This window comes from Oculatella sp. LEGE 06141, assembly GCF_015207605.1.
Classification (GTDB): Bacteria; Cyanobacteriota; Cyanobacteriia; order Elainellales; family Elainellaceae; genus Oculatella.
Map to the genome: position 1 here is coordinate 82,786 of NZ_JADEWO010000011.1, position 18,830 is coordinate 101,615.

The 18,830-nt window shown below is 52.4% G+C and carries 15 protein-coding genes and 2 tRNA genes; 5 read left to right on the forward strand and 12 right to left on the reverse strand.

What is annotated here, in order from left to right; translation table 11 throughout:
* Window positions 1-6 precede the first annotated feature (6 nt).
* Together IQ268_RS10445 and IQ268_RS10450 are read right to left on the reverse strand one after the other, a co-directional pair.
* Entirely contained in the window at window positions 7-465 is a 459-nt protein-coding gene (locus tag IQ268_RS10445) for a response regulator (protein WP_193878211.1), read from the reverse strand.
* Entirely contained in the window at window positions 456-2,327 is a 1,872-nt protein-coding gene (locus IQ268_RS10450; protein ID WP_193878213.1) for a PAS domain S-box protein, read from the reverse strand. Before IQ268_RS10450 ends, IQ268_RS10445 begins: the two co-directional genes overlap by 10 nt.
* A 282-nt stretch (window positions 2,328-2,609) precedes the next feature.
* On the opposite strand from IQ268_RS10450, the gene IQ268_RS10455 reads away from it, so the two are divergent.
* The gene (locus IQ268_RS10455) at window positions 2,610-4,136 is read left to right on the forward strand and encodes a YifB family Mg chelatase-like AAA ATPase (RefSeq protein ID WP_193878215.1); all 1,527 of its coding nucleotides are present in this window, start codon (window positions 2,610-2,612) and stop codon (window positions 4,134-4,136) included.
* Between the two features lie 143 nt (window positions 4,137-4,279).
* Here IQ268_RS10455 and IQ268_RS10460 read toward each other — a convergent pair whose 3' ends face one another.
* Window positions 4,280-5,566, reverse strand: coding sequence for a DUF4912 domain-containing protein (locus IQ268_RS10460; RefSeq protein ID WP_193878217.1), 1,287 nt, complete (start codon window positions 5,564-5,566; stop codon window positions 4,280-4,282).
* A gap of 512 nt (window positions 5,567-6,078) precedes the next feature.
* Here IQ268_RS10460 and IQ268_RS10465 point away from each other — a divergent pair.
* On the forward strand, window positions 6,079-6,900 hold the full coding sequence (locus tag IQ268_RS10465; RefSeq protein WP_193878219.1) for a DUF2993 domain-containing protein: 822 nt from the start codon (window positions 6,079-6,081) through the stop codon (window positions 6,898-6,900).
* 36 nt (window positions 6,901-6,936) lie between these two features.
* On the opposite strand, the gene IQ268_RS10470 is transcribed toward IQ268_RS10465, so the two are convergent.
* The 9 genes from IQ268_RS10470 to IQ268_RS10510 form a co-directional block, all read right to left on the reverse strand.
* Window positions 6,937-7,809 (reverse strand): phosphatidate cytidylyltransferase, encoded by an 873-nt coding sequence (locus IQ268_RS10470; RefSeq protein ID WP_193878221.1) that lies wholly within the window; start codon window positions 7,807-7,809, stop codon window positions 6,937-6,939.
* A 211-nt stretch (window positions 7,810-8,020) separates the two neighbouring features.
* The gene (cbiT, locus tag IQ268_RS10475) at window positions 8,021-8,623 is read right to left on the reverse strand and encodes a precorrin-6Y C5,15-methyltransferase subunit CbiT (protein ID WP_193878223.1); all 603 of its coding nucleotides are present in this window, start codon (window positions 8,621-8,623) and stop codon (window positions 8,021-8,023) included.
* A 73-nt stretch (window positions 8,624-8,696) separates the two neighbouring features.
* Entirely contained in the window at window positions 8,697-10,166 is a 1,470-nt protein-coding gene (locus IQ268_RS10480; protein WP_193878225.1) for an aminotransferase class I/II-fold pyridoxal phosphate-dependent enzyme, read from the reverse strand.
* A gap of 82 nt (window positions 10,167-10,248) precedes the next feature.
* Complete coding sequence (gene ftsH2 / locus IQ268_RS10485) at window positions 10,249-12,135, reverse strand: ATP-dependent zinc metalloprotease FtsH2 (protein ID WP_193878227.1); 1,887 nt, start codon at window positions 12,133-12,135, stop codon at window positions 10,249-10,251.
* 448 nt (window positions 12,136-12,583) lie between these two features.
* Window positions 12,584-13,090 (reverse strand): hypothetical protein, encoded by a 507-nt coding sequence (locus tag IQ268_RS10490; RefSeq protein ID WP_193878229.1) that lies wholly within the window; start codon window positions 13,088-13,090, stop codon window positions 12,584-12,586.
* Between the two features lie 553 nt (window positions 13,091-13,643).
* Window positions 13,644-15,089, reverse strand: coding sequence for a glutamate--tRNA ligase (gene gltX, locus IQ268_RS10495; RefSeq protein ID WP_193878231.1), 1,446 nt, complete (start codon window positions 15,087-15,089; stop codon window positions 13,644-13,646).
* A 147-nt stretch (window positions 15,090-15,236) separates the two neighbouring features.
* Window positions 15,237-15,310 (reverse strand) — tRNA-Asp (locus IQ268_RS10500).
* A 436-nt stretch (window positions 15,311-15,746) separates the two neighbouring features.
* Complete coding sequence (locus IQ268_RS10505; RefSeq protein WP_193878337.1) at window positions 15,747-16,484, reverse strand: SDR family oxidoreductase; 738 nt, start codon at window positions 16,482-16,484, stop codon at window positions 15,747-15,749.
* Window positions 16,485-16,784: 300 nt separating this feature from the next.
* A tRNA-Asp gene (locus IQ268_RS10510) sits at window positions 16,785-16,858 on the reverse strand.
* Window positions 16,859-16,956: 98 nt separating this feature from the next.
* Here IQ268_RS10510 and IQ268_RS10515 point away from each other — a divergent pair.
* The 3 genes from IQ268_RS10515 to IQ268_RS10525 are packed head-to-tail and all read left to right on the forward strand — an operon-like array spanning window position 16,957 to window position 18,816.
* Window positions 16,957-17,787, forward strand: coding sequence for an AraC family transcriptional regulator (locus IQ268_RS10515; RefSeq protein WP_193878233.1), 831 nt, complete (start codon window positions 16,957-16,959; stop codon window positions 17,785-17,787).
* A 49-nt stretch (window positions 17,788-17,836) separates the two neighbouring features.
* The gene (locus tag IQ268_RS10520) at window positions 17,837-18,523 is read left to right on the forward strand and encodes an AzlC family ABC transporter permease (RefSeq protein WP_228035249.1); all 687 of its coding nucleotides are present in this window, start codon (window positions 17,837-17,839) and stop codon (window positions 18,521-18,523) included.
* On the forward strand, window positions 18,520-18,816 hold the full coding sequence (locus IQ268_RS10525) for an AzlD domain-containing protein (protein WP_193878235.1): 297 nt from the start codon (window positions 18,520-18,522) through the stop codon (window positions 18,814-18,816). Before IQ268_RS10520 ends, IQ268_RS10525 begins: the two co-directional genes overlap by 4 nt.
* Window positions 18,817-18,830: the final 14 nt, after the last annotated feature.

Sequence of the window (18,830 nt, forward strand, 5' to 3'; positions counted from 1 at the left end):
GCCTCTTCACTTACTGCGGACCGAAGAGATCGATCCGGGTGGCGGTTGGTTTACCACCGCCCAAAATAACCCCAGTCCTTTGATGGCCTCCACAAACTCACGAAAATCAACTGGTTTGACAACATACGCATTGGCACCCAGCTCATAACACTTCACCAGGTCGGGTTCCTCTCGTGAAGACGTTAAAACTACTACAGGAAGGAGCTTCATCTGGGTGTCAGATTTGAGGTGAGCCAGAACCTCGGTGCCATCAATTTTGGGTAGCTTCAGATCCAGCAAAACCACAACCGGATGTCCTTCCATCCGCAAGCGATATACCCCTTGTCGGTACAGGTAATCTAGCGCTTCCGCACCGTCCCGTACTACCACCACCTCGTTTGCCAGATTGTTTTGGGATAGTGCAGTTAGAATTAATTCGATATCGTTGGCGCTATCTTCAACTAATAAAATTCGTTTTAATTCCATTCCTTTCCCTTATTTTGCAATTTCGGTAAAGAGAAGTAAAAGGTTGCCCCCTTGCCTACTTCTCCTTTTGCCCAGGTTTGTCCTCCATGACGATGGATGATCCGCCGCACATTGGCTAACCCAATTCCCGTCCCTTCAAACTGGGGATCGCTGTGCAACCGTTGAAAGATGCCAAACAGTTTATGAGTATATTGCTCATCAAAGCCAACGCCATTATCCTGCACAAAGAAGATAACGTCTTGCTCGTTGACGGTGCTACCGATCATAATTTTGGCGCGATCGCATTGACGAGTATATTTAACGGCATTTTCTAGCAGGTTATGCAGCACCAATCGCAGCATAGATGGGTCACCCTGAATCTGCGGTAGAGGTTCAACCTGCCAGCAAACGCTCCGATCATTGATATCCTGCTTGATATCCTGCTGTACCTCCTTCACTAATTGATCCATATCAATGACCGTATGGCGTATTTCTGCCCGTCCCATTCGGGAAAACGCCAGCAAATCATCAATTAACGTACCAGCATGTTTGGTAGTGGCGGCAATGATCTTCAAATAGCGATCGCTGGCTTCATCCAACGGAGCCGATCGCAACTGTTTTTGTAGCAGTTCCACAAAGCCGCTAATATGTCGCAACGGTGCCCGCAAATCGTGCGACACCGAATAAGAGAACGATTCGAGTTCCTGGTTAGCTGCCTCCAGTTGAGCCGTGCGTTCCTTCACTCGGGACTCCAGCGTTTGGTTAAACTGCCGAATTTTGGCTTCAAACTGTTGGCGCTCAGTAATATCAATCGATATTCCGCCCAGTAGCTTTTGCCCTGATTGGGTTTTTAACGGAAATTTCAGAGAGATATAGGAATGTTCGCCGTCATCCAGAAGAACTGTTTCTACCGTCTCAAGCATCTTTCCCGTTGTTAAAACCCGAACATCATTATCATGCCATTGCTGCGTGGGTTGAGTTGGAAAGAGTTCCGCATCCGTTTTACCTATCCAGTCGGCCATGTCGCGTTGAAACAGGGTTTCAATCTGTCGATTGACATACAGATATCGCCCAATCTCATCCTTAATAAACGCCGTAACCGGGCTGTAGCTCATGAACGACTCAAAGAGCGCCTGACTCTCCTTCAATGATTCTTCAGCCTGTTTTCGTTTTGTCACGTCCATGATCATGATCAGCGTGCCCAGGCGTTTGCCTGTGCTGCTCACAATGGGACTGATAGACGCGATCGCCCAAAGCACCGCCCCATCAAAACGGTGAAGCTGAAGATCATGTTGTTTGGCATGACCCTGTTGCCATTGCTCTAAACTGGCTTGAAGCAGAGGGCGAAATGCCTGATCCACAAAGTCTAAACTGGAACGCCCCAGCATCTCTGGAATGGAATAACCCAGCATTTGAGAGATTCGCTGGTTGGCATAATCTATTCGTCCATCAACATCCAATGTCCAAATTCCCTCATTGGCCGTATCAATTAATCGGCGGTAACGGTCTTCACTAAGCTGCAAAAGGGCTAAAGCCGACTCGGCTTGATGTTTGGCGGTGCGTAGCTTTGAGGTGAGGGAGCTAATGAGAAAGGTAACTGCCCAGAAGATAGCCAACCGCAATAGGCTAACCGCACTAGACAAACCTAAGGAGTAGAATGGCGCAATGAAAAAGTATCCTGCGAGTAGGGTAGACAACACCGTTGCAACTAGCCCTGGCTTCATTCCCCCATACCAGGCGCTAATGGTAACGGCAGCAATAAAGAATGCGAAGATGGACTGTGCCAGCAGCGGTCGGAGCAACAGTGTTAAGACCAGGGCGACCGCGACGCTAACCACAGCAACGCCATATCGCTGAAAATCAGTGCGTTTTACGTCCACCATTTCACGTTCTTTACCAGAAACTCAGTAGATGATTGAGTCGTTTTGCTACCCTACGATGGATGCCAAAAATTTAGCATCGATCTTAAGGCTTATTAAAACAAGACATGATCAATCCTGTTTCTACCAGGGATCTGCCGTTGTGCCAATAGTGAATCGTGAAGCTTTTGTGAGGCAAGATTTACGGAAAGTCCCCTGTAGCCAAACGTTCTAGCAAGTTTGGCTACGGTTACTCTGGTCAGCATTACGGGCATTCTACAGATCACACATACTGTAAGGAGCGGCATGCTGGCCAGGATTTGGAGTGCATCCCTTGTCGGAATTGACGCAGTAAAGGTCGGGGTCGAGGTAGATATTGCCGGGGGGTTACCCGGTATTGTAGTGGTTGGGCTACCAGACGTTGCCGTACAAGAGTCAAAAGAACGGGTCAAGGCCGCACTGAAAAACGCAGGCTATGCCTTCCCGATGCGAAAGGTAGTGGTTAACCTTACCCCTGCCGATTTACGCAAAGAGGGTCCCAGTTTTGATTTGCCCATTAGCGTTGGTGTGTTAGCCGCTTCCGAACAGGTGAATACTGATTTGTTAGATCGGTATCTCTTTGCTGGAGAAGTCTCGTTGGACGGTAGCTTGCGTCCAGTTGCCGGGGTGTTGGCGATCGCCGCCGCCGCCCAAAAAATGGGAATTACAGGCTTAGTGGTGCCCGCCGATAATGCCTGTGAAGCCGCCGTGGTTCAGGGGCTAACGGTCTACGGCTTTCAGCATTTGTCAGAAGTGGCAGACTTTCTCAACGATCCCGATCGCTACCAGCCTGTGGAAGTTAATGCGGTGGCAGAACTGGCGCGATCGCCCTTCACCGGGTTGGATCTCAAAGAGGTCAAAGGGCAAGCCCATGCGCGTCGTGCCCTCGAAATTGCTGCTGCCGGGGGACACAACCTCGTTTTTGTTGGCCCTCCCGGCAGCGGCAAAACGATGCTCGCTCGTCGCCTGCCGGGAATTTTGCCGCCTTTGTCCTTTGAAGAAGCGCTGGAAGTAACCCAGATTCATTCCGTTGCAGGGTTGCTAAAAGAGAAAGGCTCGCTCGTTAGCGATCGCCCGTTTCGCAGCCCCCATCATTCCGCCTCTGGCCCATCCCTGGTGGGTGGCGGCAGTTTTCCGCGTCCTGGTGAAATCTCCTTGGCCCATCGAGGCATTTTGTTTCTGGACGAGCTAACGGAGTTTAAGCGGGATGTGTTGGAATTCTTGCGGCAGCCCCTGGAAGACGGGCATGTGACGATCGCCCGCACTCGCCAATCTGTTTCGTTTCCAGCTCAGTTTACGCTGGTTGCCAGTACAAATCCCTGCCCCTGCGGTTATTTTGGTGATTCTATTCAAGCCTGCACCTGCAACCCCCGACAGCGTGAACATTACTGGGCAAGATTATCAGGCCCATTAATGGATCGGATTGATCTACAGGTGGCGGTCAATCGCCTCAAGCCGGAAGAAATCACACAGCAACCCATTGGAGAAGACTCCCTCTCGGTTCGAGAACGAGTACAGCAAGCACGCGATCGAGCCAGATGCCGATTTCAAGATGAACCCCTGCGCTGTAATGCGGAAATGCAAAGTCGCCATCTGCGGAAATGGTGCCCACTCGACGACACAACGCGCCTGTTGCTAGAAAAGGCCATTCGTAAACTAGGACTCTCGGCCAGAGCAACCGATCGCATTCTCAAAGTAGGACGGACGATCGCTGACCTTGCTGGCGATGACAGCCTGCAAGCCCATCACATTGCAGAAGCGATCCAATATCGAACAATCGATCGAATGCAGTAAGTACTATCCGTTTGAACACTACAGCGGGGATCAACCGGGTTCAGCAAGCCGCCAAACCAGCAAAAAAAATCCTCTGCCGATGAGACAGAGGATATGAGAGGGAGGTTAACCTCAAAAGTTGGATGAACAGAACAGCTTTGCCGTTATGCCAGCCATTCCTCAACCGATTCTTCCTTGGTGTTGGTGCGGCGTTCTGGCGTTTCGCGAGTAAACTTCATATGAATGGCTCGGTTTTGCTCGCCATCTGCCGCAACCGCAAAGATGGGATAGTCGATCAAGCCATCCTGGAAGGACATCTGGAACCGGAACGTGCCGTCTGGATTGAGTTTGATCGGCTGACCACCCACATACACCGTGGCATCCGGCTCGGTTGCGCCATAAACGATTAGCTCCGCGTCGGCAACCAGCCAGAACTGACGAGGCCGGATGGGCGGTGCCGAGGCAGAGAAGCCAACCCCAGACATCATGCCAATTCCCGACATGCCGATGCCAGACATGGTGGGTACTGCCCACATGCCCACCCCAGATGGGAAGACGTAAGAACTAACCGACTGCTGCGGCACCTGCTGCATAGAACCATACAGCGACCCGGCAACCCGCTGCGCTTCGGCAGACTGAGCCATGCCAAAGATCTGGTCGTAGATGGGGTTTCCTTCCCCCTGTCCCTGGTAACTAGCCGCTGCCGACATCGCTTCTTTTTGGTGAGGAGGCACCAGTTCCAGGAAGGTCTTGTTTTGCAGTTCTTCTTCCCAGGCAACGGTAATGAACTTGTCTTCAATCCAGTCGGAGGGATAAACGGGCGGAATGCGGACTGGAGCCGATCGCGCCAGGGTAAGCCACCGACCGTCGTAGGCGACATAACCAATTTCAACCACATAGTCGCGATCGCTAACTGGAATGGGCAAGTACCATTCCCGCGCCATTTCATCGCACTCATATTGCTGCAAGCTGTGGGGACGCTGATATTCCAGGTTGATGTCAGTCACATCGTAGAAGCGCAGTGCCAATCGGCTGCCTCCTTGTCGCCGCAGTTCTTCTTTGTGGCTGCTGGGCACATCCCAGTAAGCATAAGCCCACTGAGGATCACGAGGCATCAGCACAATGCGGCTATCACCGTAGCCGTCGGGCAAGTCAGCCAGCCCTTCATCTACGGCTGATAACGACTCAGGAGAAAGATCGTCTTGACCCACATCAAATTTTGCTGCCTCCACTTCTTCTTGCGCCTCCATCTTGCGTTGTGATTCTACGGTGCGTTGCGACTCTACAGATCGGGGTTGACTGGAAGCCAAGCGGGTGCGCTCAATTTCCTGGATGGCGTTCAGCAGTTGCTCTTTCCGCATCCGACTGTAACGAGAAACGCCATATTCGCTGGCAACCTTTCGGAGTTGTCTTAGAGTTAATTCCTCTAAGGGTGGGCGTTCTTTTGCCATGACAATGTCCTCTGGTAGCTTCTACAGAACTTAAATGTTTCCGGCGATACACAATTCAGTGGATCGCCGCCTGAACGTTATGAATACGAAGTTGATTTAAGCAGTCGTGAACAGGGCTTGCGCTTAACCCCCGATCGACCGAATCAATCTAAAACGCTCCCTCAAATGCCTGTACTAGGTTTTTATTTGGGATCGCAGGGATCAAGCGTTAAGTGTATGTTGCAGAAAAGTAACGAAGAGATCAAGGGGGTGTTCAAGCTGATTCTGTAGGGTTTTACGGAATTATGGGATAATCGGGGATCATAATGTCATGATATCTTGACATTAATAATGTAGAGGGATCAAGCCAGCGATCGCACGTTGTCAAAATTCGGTGACACAGCGATCCTGAGGTGCCGCCACCGCGATCTCGTCCAGTATCAGGTAAGCTGCTGTAAGATCAACCAACCGTATGGCGCTCCGCTTACCTGCGGCTCGATGCCAATTTATACAACCCATTTATGGAACCAGCTATGGAACCAACCGCCGCTCCATCCACCAGCCATGCCCATGATGAAACCGCTGCACAGTCGCCTGAACCAACGCCACCTGAAGAGGCTTCTCGCCGCAGCCGCATCATCAGCACAGTGTTGTCCCCTGCCGTGCGGTTGTGGCTGCGATCGCAGGTAGAGCAGGTTGAAGCGTTAGAGTTTCGGATTGAGGGGGGCGATCGCCAACTGCTTTCGGGCCACATTCCCCAGGTCATAATTTCAGCCAGCAAAGCCGTTTATCAAGGGCTGCACCTGAGTCAAGTGCAAATGGTGGGCCGTAATATTCGCGTTAATCTTGGGCAAATGCTGCGGGGTAAGCCGCTGCGGTTGTTGGCGGTGGTGCCGATTCGGGGTGAGGTGGTGATTCAGCAAGCCGACCTGAACGCATCCCTGCACGCGCCAATGCTGGCAACCGCCCTGGCCGAGTTTTTGGCCGAGCTGTTGCGATCGCAGTTGTCTCCCGGTTTAAGCGAATCGTCTGAGCCTCAAAAACTGACCTTGCAAAACCCCAGCGTCACGATCGGCAATCACCGAATCACCCTGGTAGCTGATTTGTTAACGGCGAGTGGGCGCTTAATCCCCGTAGCCATTCGCACCGGAATGCAGGTGATGAACGGGAATTTGCTATGCCTGGAACACCCGCAATGGCTACCGCATCCTCGCGCCAAACGTGGATTGCCCTTAAACGATTTGCACGGATTTCAGGTGGATTTAGGCTCTGATGTGGACTTAGAAGAACTCAGCCTGGAGGACGAGCGCATCATTTGCCGGGGTGGTATTAATGTCATTCCAGTCACCCCTTAGCTGCACCTGAGTTGCCACCGGTCATCGCTTTGAGCCTCAGGATGGCAGCAACGGCAACAACAGCGTCACAAAGTAATAGACCAGTGGTGCAGTAAACACGTAGCTGTCAGCGCGATCGAGAATGCCGCCATGACCGGGAATCAGTTGCCCAGAATCTTTAACGCCTGCGTCTCGTTTCATCATCGATTCGGTGAGATCGCCCAACAGGCTGGCAATTCCAATCATGAGGCCAAGAGCCATTCCGCTCAAGGGTGACCCCGGCCAGTTGAGATACCAGGTACCCGCCATTGCCACAGCAACGCTGCCTAACACGCCAAACACCGCCCCTTCTACGGTTTTCTTGGGGCTAATATCGGACAGCCGAGTGCGGCCAAAAAATTTGCCAAAAATATAGGCACCGATGTCTGCGGCCCAAATACAGCCAAAGGCGAGAAAGGTTGCGGTTAAGCCCATCGGCAAGTTTTGCACGCCAGTCAGCGGAAACGGCCAAAACCCGTCTAAAGGCAAGTTACTGACTTCGACACTGCCCAAGGCCCGCAGGCGTACCCAATAGCTTGGCAGGTAGCCCCCGTAAAACAGACCGAGAATAGACGCAGAGATATCGGCGATCGTGGCAAATTTGGGCTGAAACAGCAGGTAAAAGCAAATAAACGTTCCCGCAACTGGCAACACCGCATCTGCCAGACCGGTTGGAGACAGGGTCGAGATAACGAGCAAAATTTGGCTTACCACCAGCGTCGTTTTACCTGCCGGAGCCATACCTTTGGCACGGGCAAGCTGAAAATACTCTTGCTGCCCCAGATAAATAATGATGCCAAACCCGATGGTGAAGTACCATCCTCCCAGGGTAATCATCCCCAGTGCGAGGGCGATCGCAACGATAGAGCTGAGGATACGAGGCAGCGGCATAGGAAAAGAAAATAGTAAAAACTTAGCCTGAATTAGCCTCAATATTGGGCTTTCACGAAATGGCAATCAACCGTTTAAGTTCAGGTTAAAACTACTTTGGCATACTCTAGCGAATCTATCTCAATTCCGTTGTAATGTTTGGCAAAAGAAGGCGGCTGAGTGGCTTTAAACCGAGCATAACGTTATTCGAATTCAGGTGAATCGGTCAGCCTTATTCCATTTTTTCCCCACTCAACACAAATATGGGATCAACAGCCGCAAAAAGTTGATGATTTCCTCGGGTTTCTAAGCGATTCACAGCAGACTGTACCACTTCAATATTACGCGCCTGGACATCAGCCAGCCCTTCTGAAATAGCGTATAGGCTCTCAAAATTAGCGGCTGTTGCCACAATCCGACCCTTGGGCTGTAGCCGTTGCCAGACCGCTTGCAGAATAGCCTTAAGCGATCGCCCCCCTTCAAGACACACACAATCAGGTGCTTGAATGAGTTGATCAAGACAATCGGGAGCGCTGCCTTCAATGATGTCAACATTTTGAACGGCAAAGCGATCGCAGTTGCGCCGGATGAGTTTCGCCACATCTTCATCCCGTTCGATCGCCACAATCTGCCCGTGGGGACACAACAGCCCCACTTCAACCGGAATAGTGCCTGTACCGGCACCAATATCCCATAGTACCGAGTTGGGGGTCAGCCGCAGATGCGAAATGATCAATAGCCGCACTTCACGTTTGCTCAATGGAATACCGGGCAGTCGCTCAAACAGGTCATCGGGGATGCCAGGAGTGACATAGGGCCAAAGGGAAGAAGGCATAACGAATGGGGAACGAGAGGACAGTTAATCGACGGCTAATAGCGGGCTTGCAATTCCTACCCTATCGAACAGTTTATGCGCTCTCTATCACGCGCAGCGTTTGCAGCTCAGGATCGCTACAGCCCGTGATCATGCCTCCCGCTGCCAGAACCTGCTGCAAATACGCGATCGCCTCTGCATTAATAGTTTCGCCAGGAATCAGGACGGGGATACCGGGCGGGTAGGGACAAACGGTTTCAGTACTGACGCGATCGATCGCGTCTGCAATAGGAACGGTAACGCTGGGAGCAAAGAAGGCAGTACGGGGCGATAGGGCAGAACGGTTTAGGGTGGGAGGCAATGGATAAGGAATCGAGAGGGGCGAGTGACGGAAGTGAAGGTGCAGGGTTTGGCAGGCATGAATGAGGCGATCGATATCGGTAGCGGTGTTGCCGATGCTGATGATGAAGGTCAAATGGTGCAGAGACGGAAGTTCGGCAGTGACACCCAGATGCTGGTGCAACAGCTCATCGGCTTCGAAGCCCGTTAGCCCCAACCCGGTAACATTGACCGTCAGGCGCGTGCGATCGAGTGCAACAAAACCGGGGGTTCGCCCTGCTGCGGTGGGCTGAAACACCGTTAAACCGGGAATGCGGCTCAGGTGGTTTCTGGCGCGATCGGCCAGCTCCAATGTTCTGCTGAGTAAAGAGTAACCCTGAACCGCCATCTGCTGTCGAGCCGCATCTAACGATGCCAGCAGCAAATAACTGGGACTGCTAGACTGCACTAACTGCAAGGCTTGAGCCAGCCGTTCCACCGAAACCCGCGATCCCTGCACATGCAGCATGGCGGCCTGGGTCATGGCGGCCAGCACTTTGTGGATAGATTGCACGCTTAAATCGGCTCCAGCAGCCAACGCAGAAACAGGCAGATCCGGGTGGAAGGCAAAATGAGGGCCGTGCGCTTCGTCCACTAACAGTGGAATGCCGTGCTGATGAACCAGATGGGCGATCGCCGCCACATCTCCACACACTCCGTAATAGGTAGGGGACACCATCAGTACGGCTCTGGCATCAGGGTGTTGCTTGAGCGCAGCAGAAACAGTGTCAGGCGTGAGGCTGTGGGCAATGCCCCAGGTAGCATCGTACTCCGGTTCGACAAAGATGGGGACGGCACCCGAGAGGATCAGGGCAGCGATCGCAGACTGGTGAGCATTACGGGGCAAAATCAGCTTATCGCCAGGACAACAGGTTGCCAGCACCGCCGCTTCAATACCGCAGGTAGACCCATTCACTAAAAACCAGGTTTGCTCTGCGCCAAAGGCATCTGCGGCCAACGACTGTGCCTGTTGAATCACTCCTTGGGGTGTAAACAGGGTGTCTAACTCTGGCAGTTCTGGCAAGTCGGCCTGGAAAACCGTATCGCCCATCAGGTCACGCAAGGGTTGCGGCGTACCCTGTCCTTGCTTGTGTCCTGGAGTATGAAAAGCGGCATTGCGTCGGTTGGCGCAGGCTTGCAGGATAAAGACTAGCGGCGTTTCGAGTTGCGATCGAGAAGCAGACATGGTTGATGGTGTGACCAATCAGCAACAAAAAATGGGGGTTGCTACACCCCCACTTTCCTGAATATTAGGCGCAATCTAGAGGTTAGATCTGAGGCACATACTGTTCTTTCTCAGGAACCTCAGTGTATTCAGCCACGATTTGGCGGAACTCTTCGCCATCAATGGTTTCCTTCTCAATCAGCAGGTCAACCAGGCGATCGATTACGGTGCGGTTTTCGCGCATAATGCGGCAAGCGTCGTCATAGCAATGCTCAACAATGGTGCGAACCTGAGCATCAATCCGAGAAGCGATTTCCTCAGAGTATTCCGAACGGGTCATCCAATCGCGCCCCAGGAACACCTCACCTTGCTGGCTCTCTAGCGAGAGCGGTCCTAAATCGGACATGCCAAAGCGCGTTACCATCTGCCGCGCCATGTTGGTTACTTGCTGTAAGTCGTTTCCGGCTCCAGTCGTCACTTCGGCATCGCCAAAGATAACTTGCTCAGCGGCACGACCTCCCAAAGCACCCGTAATCCGGGCTAAAATTTGGGCGCGAGAAATCAAACCCTGGTCTTCGGCAGGGGTAAACCAGGTTAAACCTTGAGCTTGGCCTCTGGGAATTAGCGTCACTTTCTGAACTGGATCGTGATTCTTCACCAGGGTACCAATAATCGCATGTCCCAGTTCGTGGTAAGCAATCAGGCGCTTGCTCTTGCTGTCCACCAGGGGGGTTCCTTCCATTCCGGCCACCACCCGATCGACCGCATCGTCAATTTCCAGCATGGTAATGCCTTCTTTGCGGCGACGAGCGGTGAGAATCGCGGCTTCGTTGAGTAGGTTAGCCAAATCCGCTCCGGTAAAGCCCGGTGTGCGGCGGGCGATCGCATCCAACGAAACCTCTGGAGCCAGCTTCTTGTTCCGAGCATGAACCTGGAGAACTTCCAACCGACCTTTAATATCGGGTGGATCGACCTGCACCTGACGGTCAAAGCGACCGGGACGCAGCAGGGCAGAATCCAACACATCAGGACGGTTCGTTGCCGCAATGATGATGATGCCTGTGTTGCCCTCAAACCCGTCCATCTCGGTCAGAAGCTGGTTAAGCGTCTGCTCACGCTCATCATTTCCGCCGCCAATCCCCGCACCCCGTTGCCGTCCTACCGCGTCAATCTCATCAATGAAGATGATGCAGGGGGCATTCTCTTTCGCCTTCTTGAACAGGTCGCGCACACGGGAAGCACCGACCCCAACAAACATTTCCACAAATTCTGAACCGGAGATGCTGAAGAAGGGGACACCTGCTTCTCCGGCGATCGCCTTGGCCAGAAGGGTTTTCCCGGTTCCGGGCGGGCCAATTAGCAGCACCCCTTTGGGAATTTTGGCACCCACCGCAGTGAAGCGCTCTGGCTTTTTAAGGAAGGTAACGACTTCCTGCAATTCTTCTTTGGCTTCTTCAATGCCAGCCACATCATCGAACATGACGCCCGTTTTGGCTTCCATCGAGAAGCGAGCTTTGGACTTGCCAAAGTTCATCGCCTGACCTGGCCCACCCGGAACATTGCTCGAGCGGCGGAACAAGAAGAACAATCCACCAATCAACAATACAGGGAAGATTAAGTTACCAAGCAACCCCCAAATTGCACCATCGTTACGGGGTGGATGCACATCGAAGTTAACGTTGTCGCCCCTTAGCCTGGAGATTAGCTCAGGTGCATTGCCGGGTAGGTCAACCCGTAGCCGTTGAACACGATTGTCTAGCTCTGGGTCAACTGCCTCTACGATCGCGGTTCTGCCACCATCAAACAGGTCAACACTCTGGACTCGTCCTTTGTCGAGATAGTCCAAAAAGCGACCATAGGTCATGCGCGTGCTGGCAGTATTGTTACCCATGTTCATCGGAGAGGTGGAAAATGCACCTTGCCAGAAGAAAAACCCGATGACAAGGGCTGGCAATGTCCAGAGAAGGATAACTCTCCAGGAAAGTTTCATAGCTAGCCTCTAAATACAGATACGGTTGTCAAATCCACTAGGGCAAAGAAAGTTGTTGCCTAAATCAGATTTCTGAACGTCGCGAAATTAAACTCTATATAGCCTCAGTGTAAGGCTTACAAAAGTGAATCAGGAGCTAGCGCGGTGGCTAACTCACCTGTTCGATACGCTCACTGGCTCAATAATGAGAGTGAATCTTAATCAAATTTAACTTAATTGTGGAAAAACGGGCAACTAGTCATTAGCAAGACTTGAGTGAACCCGTTGATTTTTCGTGGATTGCTGGTTGTTTCCCAGGCTCAAGACAGTGAAACAAATGAGGTGCCTGGTTAACCAGAATCCTTAAAATGGCTCAAAGGTGGGCGATCGCATCCCTTTGAACCACACCCGCCTGCATTCCGATCCCCAGATTTTTGAAAAACCGGGAATCGGAATCGTTGCGGGTTGCTTATTCCGCTTCAGTGATGCGGACGATGTAAGGATGGTATTTGTCTTCCTGGTAGGAACCGACCCAAATCTCATAGGTACCTGACAACCACTGTCCTGCAATCCCTGGATTTTTGCCGTCATAATCGTCGTTGCACCAACTGCCGCCTGGCCCCCGCACCACCAGCGTGGTGTCTTCGGGGCTTTGCACCGCCAGACTGAGGTAATCGAAGAACTCGGTTAACACCATCGTGTGGTCAGGTTCGGCATCAACAAACCCAGAACAAGGGCCTGTAGCGGTTTCGGCACGACCTGAAATTTCGCTGGCGGGTCGAGAGCCACCACTAATGCCTCGGATGGTGGTGGGGTCGGGGGAAAAATTTGGACTAAGCGTGACGTTTTCAAAAATTGAGAGTAATGGAGCCGGTGATTGCTGCGCCTGAACGGGAGCCTGATTCAACCAGGCGATCGCCAAAAACACGGCAGCGACGGGCAATTTGAGGTTTAAGTTTGACCCTTTGATAGGCATGGTGTGGTTAAGTGACGGATCGATTAGGGAATAAGAAGTCTGGCAAAAATCTGGCAAAGATGGTATTTCAACACAAAACTACCGTTCAGTAAAACTGACTGTACAACGGTTGGCAACTTGTGTTAACAGGTTTTAGCGTTTCAAAAACGGCGATCGACCGCTACCCTGCCAGGTTAGGGTATGTAACAAAAATGACCTGAACCAGCAACGACGGCAGGGCGATCGCTAGAGTTCCCCCGTATCAACAACGTTGAAGCCCAATCGGTCGTTTGAACATCTGCCTAACCGTCTGCCTAACCGTCTGCCTGACTATTTGCCTAATATTTGCCTAACCCTCGGCCTAAGAGGATGTTTGAAACGTGCTGAACGTCACTCGAACCGCCCCCTAAATCCCCCAACATGGGGGACTTTCGAGCCGATTCTCGTTCAAAGTCCCCATTCGGCTGAGCGCTCACGTCGAAGCCAGAATTGGGGGATTTAGGGGGCGAATGCAGGACATTTGCTACTTTTCAAACATCCTCTAACGATGCCCGTCGGCAGCAAACTAACGGCGCTATTTTGCGATCGCCAATGCCTGTTGCAAACGACGTTGATCGATCTGGTGCTGGTTGAGCAACAGCCAGGATTGAATTAAATCGGGCCCCTGCATGTCACCCGTCAGGGCTGCACGCAGCGATCGCATCACTAACCCCTTTTTAACGCTGGCAGTGCTGACTGCGGTTTTAATCATGGTCTGCGCCTCATCTGCCGTCAGCGTTTGAGTCGACGCGAGTGAGTCTAAAATGCTTTGCAGCGCTGCCGCCGTTCCGTCTTGTTGCAGTTGAGCCGTTGCCGTATCGCTAAATCCGACATCGACGATAAACAGATAACGGCTCATCTCCACCGCATCCTCCAAACGCACCAGGCTAGCGCCAATTAAAGCTGCAAGCTGCTCTAGCCAGGGGCGATCGCCCGGATCAAACTCGTAGCCTGCGTTTTGCCAATAGGGAATCAGCAGGTCGGTGAGGCGATCGGCTGGGATATCGTGCAAGTATTGGCTGTTGAGCCAGTTCAACTTATCCCAGTCGAATTTTGCTCCAGCCTTGGTGACGCGATCGAAGCTAAACTGCTCTGCCGCTTCGGCCAGGGTAAACCGCTCTTGAGTGGAATCCGGTGGCGACCAGCCGAGTAGCGTCATGTAGTTGCCCAACGCATCGGCCACGTAACCCATTTTGCGAAAGTCGGAGATGGAGGTAACCCCATCACGCTTCGACAGTTTCTTGCCAGCAGGACTCAAAATCAACGGGGTATGGGCAAATTCTGGTACGGCTGCGCCTAGCGCTTCGTACAGCAAAATTTGTTTAGCCGTATTTGCAACATGGTCTTCACCCCGAATCACATGGGTGATGTTCATATCAACGTCGTCTACCACCACCACAAAGTTGTAGAGGGGCTGACCAATCTCATCAGCCGGGGCGCGACGGGCAATCACCATATCACCACCCAGATCGCTGCCACGCCAGCTCACGGTGCCCCGCACCATATCCTTCCAGGCAATTTCTCGACCGTCCTCAATTTTGAAGCGAATCACAGGCAGCCGCCCTTCTGCTTGAAAGGCCGCTTCCTGGTCGGGCGTTAGGTGGCGGTGGCGGTTATCGTAGCGGGGTGCCTGCCCTCTGGCTTCTTGCGCGGCTCGCATTTCGTCCAGTTCGGCTTCGGAGGTATAACAACGGTAAGCCAGACCGTTGTCAAGCAGGGTTCGGATGGCCTGCTGGTACAGATCCATTCGCTTGGTTTGAAAGAATGGCCCCTCGTCCCAATTCAACCCCAGCCAGGTCAGGCCATCCAGAATGTTTTGGGTAAATTCGGGGCGCGATCGCTCCAGATCGGTATCCTCAATTCGTAAAATGAACTGACCGCCATGATGACGCGCAAACAGCCAGTTAAACACAGCCGTTCGAGCCGTGCCGATGTGCAGATTTCCGGTAGGGCTAGGAGCAATTCGAACGCGAACAGACATAACTGAAATTAGTGATGAGAAGAGGAATAGAGGGAAGCAACAACGCACCTCCAACATCGTCATCTTATCGTAACGGTAACGATACCAACCGAGATGCGCGGCATCTATACCGATGCTGCTATTTCTGGGGTTGTGGTGTTTTTAGAACGGGACTGACGGGGTTCGAACCCGCAACTTCCGCCGTGACAGGGCGGTGCTCTAACCAATTGAACTACAGTCCCCCAAACCGTACCAGCACAGCGACGGTTGAAGTAGCTCGAAGCATTTTACCAGATCATCGCCACCCTTAGAGGATGTTTTAGAAGTATCAAATGTGCTGCATTCGCCTTCTTTTCTGGCTTGCCGCAGGTGCTAAGCCTGCCATTCTGGGGGAGAAACAGATGACTCGGAAGTCCCCAATTTTGGGAATTAGGAGGCGAATGCAGCATGTTTGCCACGGTTCAAGCCGTCTTCTGGAGCGCTGCACGGAACTATCCTGGCGTGAACGGTTCTCTGCTGACTTTTAATTAGCCCTGCCAGAATTGGGGGATTAGCACTTGCAGCAAGCCAGAGAAGGGGGCGGTTCGAGTGGCAATCAGCTTTAAAGCATCCTCTTAGGTGTTCTGCCTTCAAGCTCAAGGGTAGCGATGCTTTAGCGGATGTTCAAGAACGCTCTAACTAAAGTTCTTGAGCGGTTGGACGAAGCAGGATTTCATTAACATCCACTTCTTTAGGCTGCTCCAATGCGTAGGCGATCGCCTGGGCAATGGCTTCCGGTTGAATTGCTATTTTGTAAACTTCACCGATGTTCTGGGCCGCCTGTGGGTCGCTAATGGAGTTGGTCAACTCTGTAGCAACGGCTCCTGGAGAAATGATGGTGCTGCGAATGTGTTCGCCCACTTCCTGCCGGAACCCTTCCGAAATGGCGCGAACGGCAAACTTAGTACCGCAATACACCGCACTGCCAGGAAACACCCGGTGCCCTGCCACGGACGAAAGATTAATAATGTGGCCGCTCTGCGCTTTTTGCATGTGCGGCAGCACGGCAGCAATACCATACAGCACACCCTTGATGTTGATATCGATGGTGCGCTCCCACTCTTCGACTTTGAGTTGCTCTAGCTTCGACAGCGGCATAATGCCAGCATTGTTGATTAAAACGTCAATTTTGCCATATTGCTCTAAGGTAGATTGAGCCAGTGCCTCAACCTGGCTATGCTGTGTCACATCCACCGTTTTGTAGCTGGCAGTGCCTCCGGCAGATTTGATTTCTGAAGCCAGTTTTTCTAACCGTTCCTCGCGGCGGGCAGCCAACATCAGCTTTGCGCCCCGCTCTGCCAACATTCTGGCAGTTGCCTCACCAATTCCACTACTGGCACCCGTAATGATGATGCTCTTCCCAGTAATTTGGCTCATATCGTCTACTTTTTCCTTCAAGTGCATAGGTTAGGGGGGCGATCGCCGTTTCAGTTCAGCGTTCATCCCGTCCCTTAATGCCTTGTAACAGTTCGCAATGGATTTCTGCGTCTTCCAAAGGAGAGGAGAAGTAACTAAATCCAATGAATAATCAGGTGTGCGATGGTTCTAATGAAAACGAGTGGCGCAAAATCGGGCGTTGCTGAATTTGCCCTCAACCGCTCAAGGACTCGTACTGCCATCCGGCTCTGACGAAAAATCGTTTGCCTGAAAGGGCGATCGTCAACTATTGATGTAAAACGGGACTGACGGGGCTCGAACCCGCAACTTCCGCCGTGACAGGGCGGTGCTCTAACCAATTGAACTACAGTCCCTCAAAAGGCGCGATCTCTATTCTGCGGGTAACTTATTGTTTTGTCAAACGTTTTCTAAAACGTTTTGCATAATAGGCACATCAGGAGGTGGCAGAGCCATGATGCGGGAACAGGTGAGCTTTTGGCGAGTGCCAGAAATGGCAAATTTGGAGTTGCTGCAAGCAACGTATATAACGCACTGTTTTACGCGCCATGCCCACGATACCTATGCGATCGGCGTCATTCAGCAGGGGGCAGAAGCATTTGCCTATCGGGGCAGTAACCATGTTGCTCCGGCCAGCCACATTGTGTTGATTAATCCTGGAGAGATGCACACCGGACACGCCGCAACCGAGGCCGGCTGGACATACAGCATGTTTTATCCAGATATATGTTTGTTGCAGCAAGCCGTTCAAGAGATTAGCCAACCGCCGCACGCGCTTCCCTTCTTTACCCAGCCAGTTGTTTACGATCCGTGGCTAACCGAGTTAATGGTGCAACTGCATCGATCGCTGGCTAGGTCTGCCCCAGCCTTAGAGCACGACTCGCGGCTGCTGTGGACGCTCACGCAGTTAATTGCTCGCCATGCCGAGCTGCGGGTCAGGCTGCAACCTGTCGGTTCTGAACCCTGCGCGGTGCAGCAAATTCGAGCCTATCTAGAAGCCCATTACGCTGAGAACGTGTCGCTAGACCAACTGGCGGCGATCGCCAATCTTAGCCCATTTTATTTGTTGCGATCGTTCCGTCGTCAGGTGGGCTTGCCGCCGCACTGCTATCTCAACCAAATTCGGTTAACGCAAGCAAAACGGTTGCTGGCGCTAGAGTATCCCATTTCGCAGGTGGCGCATCTGGTGGGGTTCGCAGATCAAAGCCACCTGACACGGCAGTTTAAGCGCATGTGGGGCGTGACTCCGGGGCAATATCAAAAGAGCAAGAACGTTCAAGACTGACCTGGCAACTGTCTCTTAAATTAAAGGATGGCATTTCTCAAGGGTCGTCATGCAATCAGTGCCGGAATTTTGGCGGGGCAGTCTTCGCGCTACGGGAATTGTGGTTGGGTTTTTCCCAATCGCCATGAGTTTTGGGGCGATCGCCGCCCAGACGGGTGTGTCTCAACTGGCAGCCATGGGTATGTCGGTTTGGGTCTTTGCCGGAGCATCCCAATTTGCGGCAATCGAAGCGGTTCGGCAGGATTTGTCAGCCGTGAGCATTGTTCTAACCATCCTCATTATCAACCTGCGTCATATTCCCATGAGTTTGGCGGCTCAAAAAAATTACAGGCCGTTTGGCAAAGTGAAGCAGTTCATTCTCTCGCACGGCATTGTAGATGAAACGTTTGCCCTGGAACTGTCTGAAGAAACCCATTCCTTTGCTTACTACCTGGGAATGCACCTGTGCTGTTGGGCGGCCTGGGTCATAGGAACCGGGCTGGGCGGTTGGCTGGGAGTTCAGCTACCCGAACAGTGGTTGGCGTTTGCGCTACCTGCTCTATTTCTGTGTTTGTTGTGCAATAGCCTTAAACAGCACTGGAGCCGCGAAATCATGATTGCTTTGGGAGTTGGCATTGCGCTGGTGCTGTTAACCCAGCCCTGGGGCGCAACGGGCGTTCTGCTTTCCATTCTGGCAGTAGCGGCGATCGCCTCTCTGCTTTCTCAGGAAAAACAGTCTGGCGGTACAAAACCATGAGTAGCATTGGATGGGTGATTTTTTGGGGCGGCATTGGCACTTTCCTGATGCGAAGTGCAGGGGTGTGGATTGCGCCTCAATATGTCAATTTTCGCTGGTTAGACTATTTGCCGTTTGCAGTGATTCTGGTTATGGCTGTGGGCAGTGCCTTCAACTTGAGTGACACCGGACAACAAACGCTGGCCGCGATCGCAGCCAGCAGTGCGGTGGTGGTGGCAAATTTTAAAGAGCTGCCGCTGATTGTGTGTATTGCGATCGGGTGTGTTGTATTTGGGGCAATAACCAGCCTGTAGGGTCGCCTGTTAGC

What these genes read in the sequence shown, in the direction of transcription:
- IQ268_RS10520 (WP_228035249.1), top strand. Translation starts at nt 17,837, where the DNA reads ATGCAATCAGTGCCGGAATTTTGGCGGGGCAGTCTTCGCGCTACGGGA.
- IQ268_RS10505 (WP_193878337.1), bottom strand. Translation starts at nt 16,484, where the DNA reads ATGAGCCAAATTACTGGGAAGAGCATCATCATTACGGGTGCCAGTAGT.
- IQ268_RS10445 (WP_193878211.1), bottom strand. Translation starts at nt 465, where the DNA reads ATGGAATTAAAACGAATTTTATTAGTTGAAGATAGCGCCAACGATATC.
- IQ268_RS10490 (WP_193878229.1), bottom strand. Translation starts at nt 13,090, where the DNA reads ATGCCTATCAAAGGGTCAAACTTAAACCTCAAATTGCCCGTCGCTGCC.
- cbiT (WP_193878223.1), bottom strand. Translation starts at nt 8,623, where the DNA reads ATGCCTTCTTCCCTTTGGCCCTATGTCACTCCTGGCATCCCCGATGAC.
- IQ268_RS10450 (WP_193878213.1), bottom strand. Translation starts at nt 2,327, where the DNA reads ATGGTGGACGTAAAACGCACTGATTTTCAGCGATATGGCGTTGCTGTG.
- IQ268_RS10455 (WP_193878215.1), top strand. Translation starts at nt 2,610, where the DNA reads ATGCTGGCCAGGATTTGGAGTGCATCCCTTGTCGGAATTGACGCAGTA.
- IQ268_RS10480 (WP_193878225.1), bottom strand. Translation starts at nt 10,166, where the DNA reads ATGTCTGCTTCTCGATCGCAACTCGAAACGCCGCTAGTCTTTATCCTG.
- ftsH2 (WP_193878227.1), bottom strand. Translation starts at nt 12,135, where the DNA reads ATGAAACTTTCCTGGAGAGTTATCCTTCTCTGGACATTGCCAGCCCTT.
- gltX (WP_193878231.1), bottom strand. Translation starts at nt 15,089, where the DNA reads ATGTCTGTTCGCGTTCGAATTGCTCCTAGCCCTACCGGAAATCTGCAC.
- IQ268_RS10470 (WP_193878221.1), bottom strand. Translation starts at nt 7,809, where the DNA reads ATGCCGCTGCCTCGTATCCTCAGCTCTATCGTTGCGATCGCCCTCGCA.
- IQ268_RS10460 (WP_193878217.1), bottom strand. Translation starts at nt 5,566, where the DNA reads ATGGCAAAAGAACGCCCACCCTTAGAGGAATTAACTCTAAGACAACTC.
- IQ268_RS10515 (WP_193878233.1), top strand. Translation starts at nt 16,957, where the DNA reads ATGATGCGGGAACAGGTGAGCTTTTGGCGAGTGCCAGAAATGGCAAAT.
- IQ268_RS10525 (WP_193878235.1), top strand. Translation starts at nt 18,520, where the DNA reads ATGAGTAGCATTGGATGGGTGATTTTTTGGGGCGGCATTGGCACTTTC.
- IQ268_RS10465 (WP_193878219.1), top strand. Translation starts at nt 6,079, where the DNA reads ATGGAACCAACCGCCGCTCCATCCACCAGCCATGCCCATGATGAAACC.